Genomic DNA, 18151 nt, shown 5'->3' on the forward strand with positions numbered 1-18151 from the left:
CTCCTCTTTCCCTAAGGGATTAATACGATTTTGCCGGTGCTTTTACGGCTCTCTAAATAGCGATGTGCATCTTGTCCATCATGTAGTGCAAAGGTTGTTGGTTCAGCCAATCGCACTTTTCCTTCCTGCATCCAGCCGAATAACTCATTAGATCGCTCAACTCGTTCTTCACGTGAAGTCAAGACATTCCACAGGTCTCCACCGGTCAGTGTTTTAGACGTATCCATTAACATTCTCGGATCAACAGGCTCCGGATCTCCTCCAGCCATTCCATAAAACACAACCGTTCCCCCAATTCGTGTCACTTCAAAACTATCTTGAAGCGTGGCTCCCACTGATTCATAGACTACATCTACACCTCTACCTCTTGTGGCCTCAAGTACTGCCTTCTTCCAATCTTCCTTGTATAAGAAAACTTCAGTAGCTCCTGCCTCTTTTGCTACTGCTGCTTTTTCAGCAGAAGAGGTTAAGCCAATGACCTTTCCTCCGAGCATATTGACCATTTGTACCAACAACTGTCCGACTCCACCTGCTGCCGCATGAACGAGAACCACATCATTCTTTTTCACTGCATAGCTATCACGTGTTAGATAGTGGGCAGTTAAGCCTTGCAGCATAACGGATGCCGCCTCATTAAATGAAATTGTTTCAGGTACAGGTATCGCTTTTTCAAACGGAACCGCTACTAACTCAGCGTTCGCATAAGGCACATCCGCAAATGCAATCCGGTCGCCAACATGGATTCCTTGAACACTCGTGCCGATTTCCTCAACGATTCCTGCTCCTTCATACCCTAAAATATAGGGAGGTTCTCCTGCAAGATGGTAGTTCCCTTTTCTTCTATAAATATCTGCAAAGTTTAACCCAATGGCTTTCATTCTTACCAGTACTTCATTTGGACCGATTACCGGTTTGGCAATCTCCACATACTCCAGTACTTCTGGCCCTCCAAATGTATGAAACACAAGTGCTTTCAATTGTATTACCTCATTCTGTAGAATTTTTCATTACGCCTATATTAAATAGAATAATGAAAAGGATTGCAACTAATTATCATTTTGAAGAGGAAGTACCAATAGTTTCTTTTTTGTAAAGCGAAATAGAAGGATTAAGAGGACAGCGGTTATTGGATAGAATGGAATGGAATAATAGAGCTTCCACCCCGTATAAGTCAAAGCATGATTTTTAACAGTAATCCATTCAAATAACAGTGAAAATCCAGTCCAGCCTAGAATATACACAACTGTCTTCTTTCCATAGAGTTGAAATTTGTCATAGCCATACAAAAAGAGTATGGAGGCACAGGGATACATAAAAAGATGAAACAGTGCACCAGATGCCTCATAGGTAGGATTATCCCCATAGATATATTGTTTGAAGGGAGTAGCTAAAAGGAAATAGTCAATGGTTGATACAAAGCCAATATTAAATACCCAAATAATAATGACAATAACAGAAGGAAAGTATTTACGAATAGGTAAATACAAAGCAATAATAGCTGCTGTGGTTAAAATGAAATACCATTCATTCCAATCGAAGGTAAAATTCATAAATGGTTACCCCCTTTATAAAGAACTCTGCGAAAGACCTTCATACAAACAAGTAACACCGATAGAGTTGCGACCCAATAAGCAAATGACCACCAAACCCGCCAATTTTTATGAATCAGAACACCCAACAGATCTGATAAATATTCCAATCCCGTTAATAAGAAGACAAAGGTATCAAATATCAGAAACTTTTTCCAATATGTTGTTAAAAAAAGAAAGTAGTGAAGAAAGATGACCATGAGTAGAGGAAAAAGAACTGTACGGTTAATAAAATGAGAAAACTCTAGGCTCAGTTTTTCAGGGACAATCAATGTTTTAAAATTCATATAACAAATGGCGGAGAAATTTTGATAGAGATAGGTGCTAATCATCCAATAAACGATGATTTCGAGTACATGGAGCATCTTCTTTTTTTTGATAAAAAGAAATATAGCAAGCACATTTAAGACGATATAAAAGAATAGAACCATTCAAGTTGACCCCTTCGATGTTTGCATATTTCCTTTACTTATCAATTATCTTGTTCCATTCAAAGGGGATTTATTATACATTGTATTTTCTTACACTTTGAACAAAAAATAGATAAGATTGCTTGTTATGCTAAAAATACGTTTATAAAAAATGACAAAAAACATAATTTGTCATTTGATTATTGTCGTTATCTTTGCTAGAATAAATTCATCTTATTGATGGAGGTATGTAACTAATGCAAAATAAACAAATTGGAATAAATGGCACATCTGTTTCCGCAATCGGACTTGGCTGTATGGGAATGTCCGACCTTTATGGGAAGGCTGACCGTAAAGAAAGTATTGCTACCATTCATGCAACCCTTGAAGCAGGGATTACCCTATTTGATACTGGAGATTTCTATGGGGTGGGTCACAACGAGTTACTTTTAAACGAAGCACTAAAAGGAACCAAACGGGATAACGCCTTTATTGCCGTTAAATTTGGTGCCATGCGTTCTCCTGATGGAGGTTGGGTTGGTGTTGATACCCGTCCGCAGGCAGTAAAGAATTTCTTATCCTATACGTTACAACGTTTAGACGTAGATTATATTGACTTGTATCAACCAGCACGTGTTGATCCGAATGTACCAATTGAAGAAACAGTAGGTGCAATTGCCGACATGGTGAAAGCGGGCTATGTGAGAAACATTGGTCTTTCAGAGGCAAATGCAGACACGATTCGTAGGGCACATGCCGTTCATCCAATTAGCTGGCTACAAATTGAATATTCCCTATTTAGCCGTGGTATTGAAAAAGAAATTTTACCAACCTTACGTGAACTAGGAATCAGCCTTTCCGCATATGGTGTCCTTTCACGAGGCTTATTAAGTGGAAAATGGTCGAAGGACCGCCAAGGAGCACCTGATTTCCGTTCTTTCGCCCCACGCTTTATGGGTGAAAATTTGGACAAGAATCTAGCACTAGTAGAGGCGTTGCGTGTTATCGCTGAGGAAAAACAAACTAATGTGGCACAGCTTGCGATTGCTTGGGTTCTTTCACGAGGCGAGGATGTTATTCCGTTAATTGGTGCGCGCAAACAGTCTCAGCTTCAAGATGCACTTGATGCGGTGAACTTAAAGTTAAGCGCTGCTGACCTCGAAAGAATTGAAGCGGCCGTTCCACCGGAAGCCGTTGCTGGCACTCGCTATGCTGCTGAACAAATGAGCACATTGGGAGTAGAATAGATGGCAGAGCGGGTTTTAACGAAAGAAACAATCCTAGATACGGCGGAGGAAGTCCTTCGCCGTTTTGGCCCTGAAAAAACAAGTGTTGTCGATGTCGCGCGGGCTTTAAATGTTAGTCACGGCACAATTTATCGCCATTATGCTAGTAAAGCAGCATTAAGAGAAGCCGTTGCCGAAAGATGGCTTCATAGCATCTCAAGACCATTAGCAGCGGTTTTTAGCCAGAATTGTTCCGCGACAGAGCGGTTACATTTATGGGTAAAAACGCTAATCCAGATTAAACATTCTAAAGTGAAGGAAGACCCGGCGTTGTTTGCCATGTACTCGATGCTTGTGGAAGAGTCTGTTGAAGCGGTTGATACACATATTCGTGAATTGATTGGACAAATAATCCCCATTGTTGAAGCTGGAATCGCTAGTGGAGAGTTTAAATCAACGGATGCTGTAGCTACAGCAAGTGGTGTCTTTATGGCAACCGCACGTTTCCATCATCCTGCCCTAGCAAAAGAATGGTCCTCTCCTACCATCGGGCAGGAGTTTGAAGTCGTTTGGAGCTTGATTCTTTCTGGGATAGTAAAATAAAAAGGAAGTGCCATCAGGGTTTAATTCTCGATGGGCACTTCCTTTTTTACTTTTAGAGAATCCCAGGCTTAATTAAGCTCATACTAACATCCCACAATTTCCGTGCTGATTCCTGATCATTTGCAGCATCAGTGGTTTCAGCTTCTTTACAGTTAACAAAGAATTTACCACTTACACCAACTACATTTGGTGAAGATGCAAGATAGACAGGTGTCACTGCACCTTTTTCAGCTCTAGCTGAGAGTGTTTTGAATAACGAGCGAAGAATCCAAGGCAAATCATGCATAAGATTGGATCGAATAATTCCAGGGTGCAGACTGTTAACCGTAACAGGCTTTCCTGCAAGGCGTTTTGAAAGCTCCTTCGTAAACAAAATAAGTCCTAACTTCGTCGGGCAACCGCTCTAAACAACTAGGAAAAGTTCAGTTTGCTTGTGATATTTTTCAACAGTATATATTATTAACATTGTTGGAAAAACTAGATTGTAAATTTTTAACAAAGGATGATATAGATGAAAGCATTACTTTTACATAATAAAGGTCTTTGGAAAGAGATGAAGGTAGAGGAAATAGATATTCCAAAACCTCGTGCAGGTGAGTTATTGATTGAAGTTCATGCAGTGGGACTCAATCCGGTTGATTATAAAACAGCAACAGGTGGTAACCCAAATTGGACGTATCCGCATATTCTAGGATTAGACGTTGCTGGGGTAGTTGCAGAAGTAGGCGACGATGTAACCAGCTGGGAAAAAGGCGATCGAGTAGTGTATCATGGCGACCTTACGAAAAAAGGCGGTTTTGCTGAATATGCAGTGACAACTGCTCATACAGTTTCACGGATCCCAGATCAAGTAACCTTCGAAGACGCAGCTGCGTTACCGACAGCTGGATATACTGCTTATCAATCATTATTCCGCAAGCTGCCTATTGACCGTATTGACACACTTCTTATTCACGGCGGTGCCGGTGGAGTAGGTGGTTTTGCAGTTCAATTAGCAAAGTGGGCTGGAAAAACAGTTATCTCTACAGCTTCCTGCCATAATCACGAGTATGTTCAATCACTTGGCGCGGACTATGTTATTGATTATCGAGAAGAAGATGTGAAAGCAAAGGTAATGGAGATTACAAAGGGACGTGGAGTAGATGCCGTGATTGATGCGGTAAGCCGTCAAAGTGCCACCGATTCACTGGATATGCTCGCCTTTTTAGGCCACATTGTCCATATTGCTGGTGCACCAGATTACACACACGTGAAGCCTTTCACCAAGGCAATTTCTTTTCATGAGATTGCGCTTGGCCCTGCTCATCAATCCGGCGATCGAAAAGCACAAGAGGATTTAGGATTGATGGGGAATGAAATGCTTGGTTTAGTGGCAGAAGGCAAAATATCTTCCATGTTGAAAGAAGTAATCACCCTTGAAGAAGTCCCTGAGGCATTATCCCGACTTGCTGAACGACATGTGAAGGGGAAAATTGTTGCGAAAGTAAAATAAATAAAGTTAGGCGAACAGATGGATACTGTTCGCCTCTAACATTTGTTGCGGTAATGTGGATTCGCTGATAAAATCGTATATTCGCTGATAAACGACTCCAATTCGCTGATAAAAGCCCAAAATTCGCCGATAAACCCATGAAATCCGCTGATAAGGTGTAATTTTACACTAACCAACATCAGGCTAACTAATCTAAAACTACGAAAAACAGCTATTTTTTATTAAACGCAGTAGCAGATCGACTTTGATGATACATATTCATAGCAGAATGTGATCCTTTTGCTATCACATCTCTTAAAATTTTTGCCATTACCCCGCTATAAACGAGACCATTATCTCCATAGGCAAAGACAAAATAACAATTAGGGAATTCATCATATTGCCCAATCATAGGCAAACCGTCATGTGTACCTCCGTAAAAAGCTCCTAAATAATACTCTGGGTAAACATCAATCGTAGGAAAAAGTTTGTTAAATTCCTCAATTAACTTATCTTTCTTATGCATAATCTTAGAATCCCGGTCCTCAGCATAAGCAGTGTTATCGTCTAATCCACCAATGATTACTCGGTTATCTTTCGTCGTCCGCATATAAATATATGGACGTGCTGTCTCCCAAATAAGCGTTTGTTTATACCAATCTGTAAAGCTTTCTACCGGGTTAGTTACAACAGCATACGAGCTTGAAATAACAGCATTTTTCTCTTTCTTAAATTCCATCCCCTCATACCCCGTAGCTATAATGACTTGTCGTGCCTTAATGGAATGGCCATTATCAGTAAAAAAAGTAGCCCCGTCTTCATGAAATTGTTTACCATTGATTCTTGTTTTCTCATAGATCCTAACACCGTTCCTCTTAGCTTCTGAAAGGAGTCCATGGTTATATTTAAGTGGATTAATCTCGCCATCTTGATATAAATATAGTGCTGCTTCTTTTTTGAAAGGGTAGCGTTCACTAATTTGCTTTTGTGTGAGGTAATCCACTTTGAAATTATGTTTTTGCAAGTAATAGAATTCTTTATTAAGTTTTTCTATACCTGCTTGGTCACTCGCATAATAAAGACTATCTCTTCTATAAAATTCAGGGTCTATCTCCATCCTTTGAGCCGTTCGTTCTATATCATTAATCGCTTCTTCACATAGCTTGGTATGATGAATAGCCGCTTCTTCTCCAAAGGTATTGACTAACTCAAATAGCATTTTATCTCCCAAATATTGAATAAGAGCTGTATTGACACTTGTACTTCCTGTACCAATTTTTCGTTTATCAACAACTACAACATCTAAGTCTGTTTCACTTAAATAGTAGGCGCACTGCGCACCAGAACTTCCGCCACCTATAATAAGGACATCACAGCTTATATCATCCTCTAATACAGGATATGTAGGTGCGTTGGGGATGGTGGTTTCCCAATAAAACTTTCCACTTTGTAAATCCATCAAGGCCACTCCTTCAACTATGACTGATACTTGTAGTATCTCCTTTGAAAAAGTAATCATCCTTACCAACATGCATACAAAAAGGCAAACCGCCATGGTTTACCTTCAACACACATTCTTGGATCTATAATCTCCATATCCCACCAAACATCTCAAGATGATCCGGTTGATTGATTCCCTCAAGACTTATTAGAAAAGGCGTTTCTCCTTTTTCTTCTAATACCTTTTTTGCTAATCCCTCTCCAATTGGTGCACAGAACAAAAGACTTGTGCCTGAGAGATTTAGTTTTCTGCATCTGGCGTTCATGGCTGCGTCTAGAAACTCCTCACCTGGCTCAAGGTTTAATAAATTCCCCCACTTAGTTATGCTTTTTTCTAAGTCATGTACCACAAATCCTACACTTTCAAATGCAAGATTTTCTAATGGGTGTCTATTTATTAATCCCTGCTCCTTTAATTCTACCAGCCTCTCCTCATCCGACTTCTCCCAATCGATGAAAAAGGGCATAGTAAGTTCATTGGGTTCATTTTCAAGAAATAAGAGTGACCACTTAATGATTTGACCATCCGCCCGAACTCGTTCACCAGGGTATGGACCATATACAATATATCCCTCTGCTTTGAGACTAGCTGATAATTGTTGAATTCCTCTTGTTCGAACCGCTATTTTTGCAGGACCCTCTTGCCCTTGTCTAGAGAGACGCTCCACGATTTCTGTAACTAGCCGATTGTTTTCTTGTTTCTCAGCGATTGTTAAATCTTCGATTCCTAAAAACTCAATATAACTTAACCCAAAGTAGGATAAAGAGTTATAGGTTCCCCACTTTTCGTGATGGCCTCCATTGATTGCATGAATTCTTTTCTCGTTCAAAGGCTGTATAGCTTCCTCAGGTTTTTTTAGAAAAATAACTAAGTGATCGAAAGAAAATGACATATGGTTATGCTCCTTTCTTCTTTCATAATTTTGACTGTTGAATAGGCAATGGGGATGTAGCTTGCATAAGATACGCTAATAACAAATATGATTAAAATAAGAATCCTAAAAAAGGAGCCGGTTGAATGATTATTTTCAATAGAATTGCTTTGTTTTTTGTCGTTTTATACTCTGTTACCATTATCGCAAATACCTATTTAGGAGAAAATGAACGGGCTCAGTCCAATGTTATTTACTTTTTAATGAATGGGTTTGCTTACATTGTATCAGCATTAGAGGTAGAAAGAGAAAAGGATTTACTTGAAGTATCATAAATCTAGGAGTTAACAAAACCAACAAAAAAACGACTGCTTGTTAGCAATCGCTTTTTTCTATTATAGTGGGCCTAAATGGACTCGAACCATCGACCTCACGCTTATCAGGCGTGCGCTCTAACCAGCTGAGCTATAGGCCCCTAAATGGAGCGGGTGATGGGAATCGAACCCACTACATCAGCTTGGAAGGCTGAGGTTTTACCAGTAAACTACACCCGCGTATTTAGAATTAATTATCTAGAAAAAATGGCGGTCCGGACGGGACTCGAACCCGCGACCTCCTGCGTGACAGGCAGGCATTCTAACCAACTGAACTACCGGACCATATTGCGGGGACAGGATTTGAACCTGCGACCTTCGGGTTATGAGCCCGACGAGCTACCGGACTGCTCCACCCCGCGACAATAGAAATATTATTTTGTAAAAAATATGGCGGAGGAAGAGGGATTCGAACCCCCGCGCGGTTTAACCCGCCTGTCGGTTTTCAAGACCGATCCCTTCAGCCGGACTTGGGTATTCCTCCGTACATATATGGTAGCGGCGGAGGGGATCGAACCCCCGACCTTACGGGTATGAACCGTACGCTCTAGCCAGCTGAGCTACACCGCCAAATATATAATTAAATTATGGTGGAGCCTAGCGGGATCGAACCGCTGACCTCCTGCGTGCAAAGCAGGCGCTCTCCCAGCTGAGCTAAGGCCCCAAAATTTTAAAAATAGTTCGGACTGGTCGGGAAGACAGGATTCGAACCTGCGACCCCTTGGTCCCAAACCAAGTGCTCTACCAAGCTGAGCTACTTCCCGAAATATAATGGCGCGCCCGAAAGGAGTCGAACCCATAACCTTCTGATCCGTAGTCAGACGCTCTATCCAATTGAGCTACGGGCGCGTATAAATAGAAAAGTAAAGTGGTGCCGGCGAGAGGACTTGAACCCCCAACCTACTGATTACAAGTCAGTTGCTCTACCAATTGAGCTACCCCGGCATTAGTAAGAAAATATATGGTGGAGGATGACGGGATCGAACCGCCGACCCTCTGCTTGTAAGGCAGATGCTCTCCCAGCTGAGCTAATCCTCCACTAATGGTGACCCCTACGGGATTCGAACCCGTGTTACCGCCGTGAAAGGGCGGTGTCTTAACCGCTTGACCAAGGGGCCACTTTAAATCTTGACGCCTTAATCGCCAAAAAATAAAGTTTAGCCTGGCAACGTCCTACTCTCACAGGGACTTTCGTCCCAACTACCATCGGCGCTGAGAAGCTTAACTTCCGTGTTCGGTATGGGAACGGGTGTGACCTTCTCGCCATAGTTACCAGACTATTTTGTTAGAGAGATCGTTCTCTCAAAACTAGATAATGCAGAAGAAGTGTTTGTAAAAAACGAGTTCGCTTAAAACTTGGTTAAGTCCTCGAACGATTAGTATCAGTCAGCTCCACATGTTACCACGCTTCCACCTCTGACCTATCAACCTGATCATCTTTCAGGATTCTTACTAGCTTGACGCTATGGGAAATCTCATCTTGAGGGGGGCTTCATGCTTAGATGCTTTCAGCACTTATCCCGTCCGCACATAGCTACCCAGCGATGCCTTTGGCAAGACAACTGGTACACCAGCGGTGCGTCCATCCCGGTCCTCTCGTACTAAGGACAGCTCCTCTCAAATTTCCTGCGCCCACGACGGATAGGGACCGAACTGTCTCACGACGTTCTGAACCCAGCTCGCGTACCGCTTTAATGGGCGAACAGCCCAACCCTTGGGACCGACTACAGCCCCAGGATGCGATGAGCCGACATCGAGGTGCCAAACCTCCCCGTCGATGTGGACTCTTGGGGGAGATAAGCCTGTTATCCCCGGGGTAGCTTTTATCCGTTGAGCGATGGCCCTTCCATGCGGAACCACCGGATCACTAAGCCCGACTTTCGTCCCTGCTCGACTTGTAGGTCTCGCAGTCAAGCTCCCTTGTGCCTTTACACTCTACGAATGATTTCCAACCATTCTGAGGGAACCTTTGGGCGCCTCCGTTACTCTTTAGGAGGCGACCGCCCCAGTCAAACTGCCCACCTGACACTGTCTCCCACCCCGATAAGGGGTGCGGGTTAGAATTTCAATACAGCCAGGGTAGTATCCCACCGACGCCTCCACCGAAGCTAGCGCTCCGGTTTCTACGGCTCCTACCTATCCTGTACAAGCTGTACCAAAATTCAATATCAGGCTACAGTAAAGCTCCACGGGGTCTTTCCGTCCTGTCGCGGGTAACCTGCATCTTCACAGGTACTATAATTTCACCGAGTCTCTCGTTGAGACAGTGCCCAGATCGTTACGCCTTTCGTGCGGGTCGGAACTTACCCGACAAGGAATTTCGCTACCTTAGGACCGTTATAGTTACGGCCGCCGTTTACTGGGGCTTCGATTCAGAGCTTCGCTTACGCTAACCCCTCCTCTTAACCTTCCAGCACCGGGCAGGCGTCAGCCCCTATACTTCGCCTTGCGGCTTCGCAGAGACCTGTGTTTTTGCTAAACAGTCGCCTGGGCCTATTCACTGCGGCTCTTCGAGGCTATTCACCTCAAAAAGCACCCCTTCTCCCGAAGTTACGGGGTCATTTTGCCGAGTTCCTTAACGAGAGTTCTCTCGCTCACCTTAGGATTCTCTCCTCGCCTACCTGTGTCGGTTTGCGGTACGGGCACCTTTTATCTCGCTAGAGGCTTTTCTTGGCAGTGTGGAATCAGGAACTTCGGTACTAAATTTCCCTCGCTATCACAGCTCAGCCTTCACGGAAAGCGGATTTTCCTACTTTCCAGCCTAACTGCTTAGACGCGCATATCCAACAGCGCGCTTACCCTATCCTCCTGCGTCCCCCCATCACTCAAACGATAAAGAGGTGGTACAGGAATATCAACCTGTTGTCCATCGCCTACGCCTTTCGGCCTCGGCTTAGGTCCCGACTAACCCTGAGCGGACGAGCCTTCCTCAGGAAACCTTAGGCATACGGTGGATGAGATTCTCACTCATCTTTCGCTACTCATACCGGCATTCTCACTTCTAAGCGCTCCACCAGTCCTTACGGTCTAGCTTCAACGCCCTTAGAACGCTCTCCTACCACTGACATCTAAGATGTCAATCCACAGCTTCGGTGTTACGTTTAGCCCCGGTACATTTTCGGCGCAGAGTCACTCGACCAGTGAGCTATTACGCACTCTTTAAATGGTGGCTGCTTCTAAGCCAACATCCTGGTTGTCTAAGCAACTCCACATCCTTTTCCACTTAACGTAAACTTTGGGACCTTAGCTGGTGGTCTGGGCTGTTTCCCTTTTGACTACGGATCTTATCACTCGCAGTCTGACTCCCACGGATAAGTCTTTGGCATTCGGAGTTTGTCTGAATTCGGTAACCCGATGAGGGCCCCTAGTCCAAACAGTGCTCTACCTCCAAGACTCTAACTACGTGAGGCTAGCCCTAAAGCTATTTCGGAGAGAACCAGCTATCTCCAAGTTCGATTGGAATTTCTCCGCTACCCACACCTCATCCCCGCACTTTTCAACGTGCGTGGGTTCGGGCCTCCATCCAGTGTTACCTGGACTTCACCCTGGACATGGGTAGATCACCTGGTTTCGGGTCTACGACCACATACTCATTCGCCCTATTCAGACTCGCTTTCGCTGCGGCTCCGTCTCTTCAACTTAACCTTGCATGGGATCGTAACTCGCCGGTTCATTCTACAAAAGGCACGCTATCACCCATTAACGGGCTCTAACTACTTGTAGGCACACGGTTTCAGGAACTATTTCACTCCCCTTCCGGGGTGCTTTTCACCTTTCCCTCACGGTACTGGTTCACTATCGGTCACTAGGGAGTATTTAGCCTTGGGAGATGGTCCTCCCTGCTTCCGACCGGATTTCACGTGTCCGGCCGTACTCAGGATCCACTCAGGAGGGAACGAAGTTTCGACTACAGGGTTTTTACCTTCTCTGACGGGCCTTTCCAGGCCGCTTCATCTACCCCGTTCCTTTGTAACTCCATGTTGAGTGTCCTACAACCCCAAGAGGCAAGCCTCTTGGTTTGGGCTATGTCCCGTTTCGCTCGCCGCTACTCAGGGAATCGCGTTTGCTTTCTCTTCCTCCGGGTACTTAGATGTTTCAGTTCCCCGGGTATGCCTTCAATACCCTATGTATTCAGGTAAAGATACTGTTCCATTACGAACAGTGGGTTCCCCCATTCGGAAATCTCCGGATCAAAGCTTACTTACAGCTCCCCGAAGCATATCGGTGTTAGTCCCGTCCTTCATCGGCTCCTAGTGCCAAGGCATTCACCGTGCGCCCTTTCTAACTTAACCTGAAAGGTTTGTTTCTCTAAATTAATAGAGAGAAAACTAAAATGGCGATTACTCGATGTTTTACTTGACTTCTTCATTACGATTATCTAGTTTTCAAAGAACGATGTTTTGAGAGAAAATTGCACTCTCAAAACTAAACAAACAAGAAACAATCAAACAAACATGTTTTGTCTGGCTCATATGTCCAGCTTATATCCTTAGAAAGGAGGTGATCCAGCCGCACCTTCCGATACGGCTACCTTGTTACGACTTCACCCCAATCATCTGTCCCACCTTAGGCGGCTGGCTCCTTACGGTTACCCCACCGACTTCGGGTGTTACAAACTCTCGTGGTGTGACGGGCGGTGTGTACAAGGCCCGGGAACGTATTCACCGCGGCATGCTGATCCGCGATTACTAGCGATTCCGGCTTCATGTAGGCGAGTTGCAGCCTACAATCCGAACTGAGAATGGTTTTATGGGATTGGCTAAACCTCGCGGTCTTGCAGCCCTTTGTACCATCCATTGTAGCACGTGTGTAGCCCAGGTCATAAGGGGCATGATGATTTGACGTCATCCCCACCTTCCTCCGGTTTGTCACCGGCAGTCACCTTAGAGTGCCCAACTGAATGCTGGCAACTAAGATCAAGGGTTGCGCTCGTTGCGGGACTTAACCCAACATCTCACGACACGAGCTGACGACAACCATGCACCACCTGTCACTCTGTCCCCCGAAGGGGAACGTCCTATCTCTAGGAGTGTCAGAGGATGTCAAGACCTGGTAAGGTTCTTCGCGTTGCTTCGAATTAAACCACATGCTCCACCGCTTGTGCGGGCCCCCGTCAATTCCTTTGAGTTTCAGCCTTGCGGCCGTACTCCCCAGGCGGAGTGCTTAATGCGTTAGCTGCAGCACTAAGGGGCGGAAACCCCCTAACACTTAGCACTCATCGTTTACGGCGTGGACTACCAGGGTATCTAATCCTGTTTGCTCCCCACGCTTTCGCGCCTCAGCGTCAGTTACAGACCAGAAAGCCGCCTTCGCCACTGGTGTTCCTCCACATCTCTACGCATTTCACCGCTACACGTGGAATTCCGCTTTCCTCTTCTGCACTCAAGTCCCCCAGTTTCCAATGACCCTCCACGGTTGAGCCGTGGGCTTTCACATCAGACTTAAAGGACCGCCTGCGCGCGCTTTACGCCCAATAATTCCGGACAACGCTTGCCACCTACGTATTACCGCGGCTGCTGGCACGTAGTTAGCCGTGGCTTTCTGGTTAGGTACCGTCAAGGTACCGGCAGTTACTCCGGTACTTGTTCTTCCCTAACAACAGAGCTTTACGACCCGAAGGCCTTCATCGCTCACGCGGCGTTGCTCCATCAGACTTTCGTCCATTGTGGAAGATTCCCTACTGCTGCCTCCCGTAGGAGTCTGGGCCGTGTCTCAGTCCCAGTGTGGCCGATCACCCTCTCAGGTCGGCTACGCATCGTCGCCTTGGTGAGCCGTTACCTCACCAACTAACTAATGCGCCGCGGGCCCATCTGTAAGTGACAGCCGAAACCGTCTTTCAGCTTTCCCTCATGAGAGGAAAAGGATTATCCGGTATTAGCTCCGGTTTCCCGAAGTTATCCCAGTCTTACAGGCAGGTTGCCCACGTGTTACTCACCCGTCCGCCGCTAACCACCGAAGTGGTTCGCTCGACTTGCATGTATTAGGCACGCCGCCAGCGTTCGTCCTGAGCCAGGATCAAACTCTCCAAGAAAGTTGATTAGCTCATTTTGTTACGTTGGCTTGTTTCAATTAAGAAACAAAATATTATTGTTTGTTGACGTTTTTGTTTGTTTAGTTTTCAAAGAACAATTTCACTTTTATTAAGAAGCGACAAAAACTATCATATCGCAATTCTTATTTTCTATCAATGAACAATGTTTTCCATTTGTTCATTTCCAATCCACTCTTGTTGAGAGCGACTTTAATATCTTAACACTTTTCGCACTAAGATACAACATAAAGTTTTTCCAGCTCTCATATAAGGGATTAAAAAAGACAGAAATGAAAATTCCTGTCTTCGCCTGGCAACGTCCTACTCTCACAGGGACTTTCGTCCCAACTACCATCGGCGCTGAGAAGCTTAACTTCCGTGTTCGGTATGGGAACGGGTGTGACCTTCTCGCCATAGTTACCAGACTATTTTATTAGAGAGATCGTTCTCTCAAAACTAGATAATGCAGAAGAAGTGTTTGTAAAAAACGAGTTCGCTTAAAACTTGGTTAAGTCCTCGAACGATTAGTATCAGTCAGCTCCACATGTTACCACGCTTCCACCTCTGACCTATCAACCTGATCATCTTTCAGGGTTCTTACTAGCTTGACGCTATGGGAAATCTCATCTTGAGGGGGGCTTCATGCTTAGATGCTTTCAGCACTTATCCCGTCCGCACATAGCTACCCAGCGATGCCTTTGGCAAGACAACTGGTACACCAGCGGTGCGTCCATCCCGGTCCTCTCGTACTAAGGACAGCTCCTCTCAAATTTCCTGCGCCCACGACGGATAGGGACCGAACTGTCTCACGACGTTCTGAACCCAGCTCGCGTACCGCTTTAATGGGCGAACAGCCCAACCCTTGGGACCGACTACAGCCCCAGGATGCGATGAGCCGACATCGAGGTGCCAAACCTCCCCGTCGATGTGGACTCTTGGGGGAGATAAGCCTGTTATCCCCGGGGTAGCTTTTATCCGTTGAGCGATGGCCCTTCCATGCGGAACCACCGGATCACTAAGCCCGACTTTCGTCCCTGCTCGACTTGTAGGTCTCGCAGTCAAGCTCCCTTGTGCCTTTACACTCTACGAATGATTTCCAACCATTCTGAGGGAACCTTTGGGCGCCTCCGTTACTCTTTAGGAGGCGACCGCCCCAGTCAAACTGCCCACCTGACACTGTCTCCCACCTCGATAAGGGGTGCGGGTTAGAATTTCAATACAGCCAGGGTAGTATCCCACCGACGCCTCCACCGAAGCTAGCGCTCCGGTTTCTACGGCTCCTACCTATCCTGTACAAGCTGTACCAAAATTCAATATCAGGCTACAGTAAAGCTCCACGGGGTCTTTCCGTCCTGTCGCGGGTAACCTGCATCTTCACAGGTACTATAATTTCACCGAGTCTCTCGTTGAGACAGTGCCCAGATCGTTACGCCTTTCGTGCGGGTCGGAACTTACCCGACAAGGAATTTCGCTACCTTAGGACCGTTATAGTTACGGCCGCCGTTTACTGGGGCTTCGATTCAGAGCTTCGCTTACGCTAACCCCTCCTCTTAACCTTCCAGCACCGGGCAGGCGTCAGCCCCTATACTTCGCCTTGCGGCTTCGCAGAGACCTGTGTTTTTGCTAAACAGTCGCCTGGGCCTATTCACTGCGGCTCTTCGAGGCTATTCACCTCAAAAAGCACCCCTTCTCCCGAAGTTACGGGGTCATTTTGCCGAGTTCCTTAACGAGAGTTCTCTCGCTCACCTTAGGATTCTCTCCTCGCCTACCTGTGTCGGTTTGCGGTACGGGCACCTTTTATCTCGCTAGAGGCTTTTCTTGGCAGTGTGGAATCAGGAACTTCGGTACTAAATTTCCCTCGCTATCACAGCTCAGCCTTCACGGAAAGCGGATTTTCCTACTTTCCAGCCTAACTGCTTAGACGCGCATATCCAACAGCGCGCTTACCCTATCCTCCTGCGTCCCCCCATCACTCAAACGATAAAGAGGTGGTACAGGAATATCAACCTGTTGTCCATCGCCTACGCCTTTCGGCCTCGGCTTAGGTCCCGACTAACCCTGAGCGGACGAGCCTTCCTCAGGAAACCTTAGGCATACGGTGGATGAGATTCTCACTCATCTTTCGCTACTCATACCGGCATTCTCACTTCTAAGCGCTCCACCAGTCCTTACGGTCTAGCTTCAACGCCCTTAGAACGCTCTCCTACCACTGACATCTAAGATGTCAATCCACAGCTTCGGTGTTACGTTTAGCCCCGGTACATTTTCGGCGCAGAGTCACTCGACCAGTGAGCTATTACGCACTCTTTAAATGGTGGCTGCTTCTAAGCCAACATCCTGGTTGTCTAAGCAACTCCACATCCTTTTCCACTTAACGTAAACTTTGGGACCTTAGCTGGTGGTCTGGGCTGTTTCCCTTTTGACTACGGATCTTATCACTCGCAGTCTGACTCCCACGGATAAGTCTTTGGCATTCGGAGTTTGTCTGAATTCGGTAACCCGATGAGGGCCCCTAGTCCAAACAGTGCTCTACCTCCAAGACTCTAACTACGTGAGGCTAGCCCTAAAGCTATTTCGGAGAGAACCAGCTATCTCCAAGTTCGATTGGAATTTCTCCGCTACCCACACCTCATCCCCGCACTTTTCAACGTGCGTGGGTTCGGGCCTCCATCCAGTGTTACCTGGACTTCACCCTGGACATGGGTAGATCACCTGGTTTCGGGTCTACGACCACATACTCATTCGCCCTATTCAGACTCGCTTTCGCTGCGGCTCCGTCTCTTCAACTTAACCTTGCATGGGATCGTAACTCGCCGGTTCATTCTACAAAAGGCACGCTATCACCCATTAACGGGCTCTAACTACTTGTAGGCACACGGTTTCAGGAACTATTTCACTCCCCTTCCGGGGTGCTTTTCACCTTTCCCTCACGGTACTGGTTCACTATCGGTCACTAGGGAGTATTTAGCCTTGGGAGATGGTCCTCCCTGCTTCCGACCGGATTTCACGTGTCCGGCCGTACTCAGGATCCACTCAGGAGGGAACGAAGTTTCGACTACAGGGTTTTTACCTTCTCTGACGGGCCTTTCCAGGCCGCTTCATCTACCCCGTTCCTTTGTAACTCCATGTTGAGTGTCCTACAACCCCAAGAGGCAAGCCTCTTGGTTTGGGCTATGTCCCGTTTCGCTCGCCGCTACTCAGGGAATCGCGTTTGCTTTCTCTTCCTCCGGGTACTTAGATGTTTCAGTTCCCCGGGTATGCCTTCAATACCCTATGTATTCAGGTAAAGATACTGTTCCATTACGAACAGTGGGTTCCCCCATTCGGAAATCTCCGGATCAAAGCTTACTTACAGCTCCCCGAAGCATATCGGTGTTAGTCCCGTCCTTCATCGGCTCCTAGTGCCAAGGCATTCACCGTGCGCCCTTTCTAACTTAACCTAAAAGGTTTGTTTCTCTAAATTAATAGAGAGAAAACTAAAATGGCGATTACTCGATGTTTTACTTGACTTCTTCATTACGATTATCTAGTTTTCAAAGAACGATTAAAAAAGATTTGAGAGATTGCACTCTCAAAACTAAACAAACAAGAAACAATCAAACAAACATGTTTTGTCTGGCTCATATGTCCAGCTTATATCCTTAGAAAGGAGGTGATCCAGCCGCACCTTCCGATACGGCTACCTTGTTACGACTTCACCCCAATCATCTGTCCCACCTTAGGCGGCTGGCTCCTTACGGTTACCCCACCGACTTCGGGTGTTACAAACTCTCGTGGTGTGACGGGCGGTGTGTACAAGGCCCGGGAACGTATTCACCGCGGCATGCTGATCCGCGATTACTAGCGATTCCGGCTTCATGTAGGCGAGTTGCAGCCTACAATCCGAACTGAGAATGGTTTTATGGGATTGGCTAAACCTCGCGGTCTTGCAGCCCTTTGTACCATCCATTGTAGCACGTGTGTAGCCCAGGTCATAAGGGGCATGATGATTTGACGTCATCCCCACCTTCCTCCGGTTTGTCACCGGCAGTCACCTTAGAGTGCCCAACTGAATGCTGGCAACTAAGATCAAGGG

General features: G+C 46.0%; 10 protein-coding genes, 12 tRNA genes, 5 rRNA genes and 1 other annotated feature. Of the genes, 4 read left to right on the forward strand and 23 right to left on the reverse strand.

Going from position 1 to position 18151, the window contains the following annotated elements:
- Positions 1-11: 11 nt before the first annotated feature.
- From AA0X95_RS27210 to AA0X95_RS27220, 3 genes are all read right to left on the reverse strand, one after another.
- Positions 12-977: a quinone oxidoreductase family protein gene (locus AA0X95_RS27210; RefSeq protein WP_413303956.1), complete on the reverse strand. Its 966-nt coding sequence runs from the start codon at positions 975-977 to the stop codon at positions 12-14.
- Positions 978-1046: 69 nt separating this feature from the next.
- Positions 1047-1550, reverse strand: a complete 504-nt coding sequence (locus AA0X95_RS27215) for a hypothetical protein (protein ID WP_413303959.1) — start codon at positions 1548-1550, stop codon at positions 1047-1049.
- The gene (locus AA0X95_RS27220) at positions 1547-2020 is read right to left on the reverse strand and encodes a hypothetical protein (RefSeq protein WP_413303962.1); all 474 of its coding nucleotides are present in this window, start codon (positions 2018-2020) and stop codon (positions 1547-1549) included. Before AA0X95_RS27220 ends, AA0X95_RS27215 begins: the two co-directional genes overlap by 4 nt.
- Before the next feature lie 236 nt (positions 2021-2256).
- Here AA0X95_RS27220 and AA0X95_RS27225 point away from each other — a divergent pair, with 236 nt between their 5' ends.
- Entirely contained in the window at positions 2257-3246 is a 990-nt protein-coding gene (locus tag AA0X95_RS27225; RefSeq protein ID WP_413303965.1) for an aldo/keto reductase, read from the forward strand.
- Positions 3247-3828 (forward strand): TetR family transcriptional regulator, encoded by a 582-nt coding sequence (locus AA0X95_RS27230; RefSeq protein WP_413303967.1) that lies wholly within the window; start codon positions 3247-3249, stop codon positions 3826-3828.
- Between the two features lie 52 nt (positions 3829-3880).
- Here the strand turns inward: AA0X95_RS27230 and AA0X95_RS27235 are convergent, their stop codons facing one another.
- Positions 3881-4201: a hypothetical protein gene (locus AA0X95_RS27235; RefSeq protein ID WP_413303970.1), complete on the reverse strand. Its 321-nt coding sequence runs from the start codon at positions 4199-4201 to the stop codon at positions 3881-3883.
- Positions 4202-4339: 138 nt separating this feature from the next.
- Here AA0X95_RS27235 and AA0X95_RS27240 point away from each other — a divergent pair, with 138 nt between their 5' ends.
- Complete coding sequence (locus AA0X95_RS27240; protein ID WP_413303972.1) at positions 4340-5320, forward strand: zinc-binding dehydrogenase; 981 nt, start codon at positions 4340-4342, stop codon at positions 5318-5320.
- Positions 5321-5531: 211 nt separating this feature from the next.
- Here the strand turns inward: AA0X95_RS27240 and AA0X95_RS27245 are convergent, their stop codons facing one another.
- Together AA0X95_RS27245 and AA0X95_RS27250 are read right to left on the reverse strand one after the other, a co-directional pair.
- The gene (locus AA0X95_RS27245; protein WP_413303975.1) at positions 5532-6758 is read right to left on the reverse strand and encodes an NAD(P)/FAD-dependent oxidoreductase; all 1227 of its coding nucleotides are present in this window, start codon (positions 6756-6758) and stop codon (positions 5532-5534) included.
- 124 nt (positions 6759-6882) lie between these two features.
- Positions 6883-7692 carry a VOC family protein gene (locus tag AA0X95_RS27250; RefSeq protein ID WP_413303977.1) on the reverse strand — a complete coding sequence of 270 codons (810 nt, stop codon included), beginning with the start codon at positions 7690-7692 and terminating at the stop codon, positions 6883-6885.
- A gap of 125 nt (positions 7693-7817) precedes the next feature.
- Between AA0X95_RS27250 and AA0X95_RS27255 the strand changes: the two genes are divergently transcribed.
- Entirely contained in the window at positions 7818-8006 is a 189-nt protein-coding gene (locus tag AA0X95_RS27255; protein WP_413303979.1) for a hypothetical protein, read from the forward strand.
- Positions 8007-8072: 66 nt separating this feature from the next.
- Here the strand turns inward: AA0X95_RS27255 and AA0X95_RS27260 are convergent.
- The 17 genes from AA0X95_RS27260 to AA0X95_RS27340 all read right to left on the reverse strand — a co-directional run bounded on the left by AA0X95_RS27260 (position 8073) and on the right by AA0X95_RS27340 (position 17516).
- A tRNA-Ile gene (locus AA0X95_RS27260) sits at positions 8073-8146 on the reverse strand.
- 5 nt (positions 8147-8151) lie between these two features.
- A tRNA-Gly gene (locus AA0X95_RS27265) sits at positions 8152-8225 on the reverse strand.
- 28 nt (positions 8226-8253) lie between these two features.
- Positions 8254-8330, reverse strand: a tRNA-Asp gene (locus AA0X95_RS27270).
- Between the two features lie 3 nt (positions 8331-8333).
- Positions 8334-8407, reverse strand: a tRNA-Met gene (locus AA0X95_RS27275).
- A 29-nt stretch (positions 8408-8436) separates the two neighbouring features.
- Positions 8437-8529, reverse strand: a tRNA-Ser gene (locus AA0X95_RS27280).
- Positions 8530-8538: 9 nt separating this feature from the next.
- Positions 8539-8615 (reverse strand) — tRNA-Met (locus AA0X95_RS27285).
- 18 nt (positions 8616-8633) lie between these two features.
- Positions 8634-8709, reverse strand: a tRNA-Ala gene (locus AA0X95_RS27290).
- 23 nt (positions 8710-8732) lie between these two features.
- Positions 8733-8809: transfer RNA gene (locus AA0X95_RS27295), tRNA-Pro, on the reverse strand.
- 8 nt (positions 8810-8817) lie between these two features.
- Positions 8818-8894: transfer RNA gene (locus AA0X95_RS27300), tRNA-Arg, on the reverse strand.
- Positions 8895-8914: 20 nt separating this feature from the next.
- Positions 8915-8990 (reverse strand) — tRNA-Thr (locus tag AA0X95_RS27305).
- A 17-nt stretch (positions 8991-9007) separates the two neighbouring features.
- A tRNA-Val gene (locus AA0X95_RS27310) sits at positions 9008-9083 on the reverse strand.
- Between the two features lie 5 nt (positions 9084-9088).
- Positions 9089-9163 (reverse strand) — tRNA-Glu (locus tag AA0X95_RS27315).
- Between the two features lie 42 nt (positions 9164-9205).
- Positions 9206-9322, reverse strand: a 5S ribosomal RNA gene (rrf, locus tag AA0X95_RS27320).
- Positions 9323-9401: 79 nt separating this feature from the next.
- Positions 9402-12337: ribosomal RNA gene (locus AA0X95_RS27325) — 23S ribosomal RNA — on the reverse strand.
- A 201-nt stretch (positions 12338-12538) separates the two neighbouring features.
- Positions 12539-14076 (reverse strand): 16S ribosomal RNA (locus AA0X95_RS27330).
- A 308-nt stretch (positions 14077-14384) separates the two neighbouring features.
- Positions 14385-14501, reverse strand: a 5S ribosomal RNA gene (rrf, locus tag AA0X95_RS27335).
- A gap of 79 nt (positions 14502-14580) precedes the next feature.
- A 23S ribosomal RNA gene (locus AA0X95_RS27340) occupies positions 14581-17516 on the reverse strand.
- The 16S, 23S and 5S rRNA genes sit together here with 12 tRNA genes alongside, the layout of an rRNA operon.
- Before the next feature lie 205 nt (positions 17517-17721).
- Positions 17722-18151 (reverse strand) — a sequence feature (16S ribosomal RNA rRNA prediction is too short).

Source organism: Neobacillus phoenicis, from assembly GCF_047302305.1.
Lineage (GTDB): Bacteria > Bacillota > Bacilli > Bacillales > Cytobacillaceae > Neobacillus.

Coding starts and splice junctions, on each gene's coding strand:
- AA0X95_RS27215 (WP_413303959.1), bottom strand. CDS start 1,550: ATGAATTTTACCTTCGATTGGAATGAATGGTATTTCATTTTAACCACA.
- AA0X95_RS27220 (WP_413303962.1), bottom strand. CDS start 2,020: ATGGTTCTATTCTTTTATATCGTCTTAAATGTGCTTGCTATATTTCTT.
- AA0X95_RS27225 (WP_413303965.1), top strand. CDS start 2,257: ATGCAAAATAAACAAATTGGAATAAATGGCACATCTGTTTCCGCAATC.
- AA0X95_RS27230 (WP_413303967.1), top strand. CDS start 3,247: ATGGCAGAGCGGGTTTTAACGAAAGAAACAATCCTAGATACGGCGGAG.
- AA0X95_RS27240 (WP_413303972.1), top strand. CDS start 4,340: ATGAAAGCATTACTTTTACATAATAAAGGTCTTTGGAAAGAGATGAAG.
- AA0X95_RS27245 (WP_413303975.1), bottom strand. CDS start 6,758: ATGGATTTACAAAGTGGAAAGTTTTATTGGGAAACCACCATCCCCAAC.
- AA0X95_RS27250 (WP_413303977.1), bottom strand. CDS start 7,692: ATGTCATTTTCTTTCGATCACTTAGTTATTTTTCTAAAAAAACCTGAG.
- AA0X95_RS27255 (WP_413303979.1), top strand. CDS start 7,818: ATGATTATTTTCAATAGAATTGCTTTGTTTTTTGTCGTTTTATACTCT.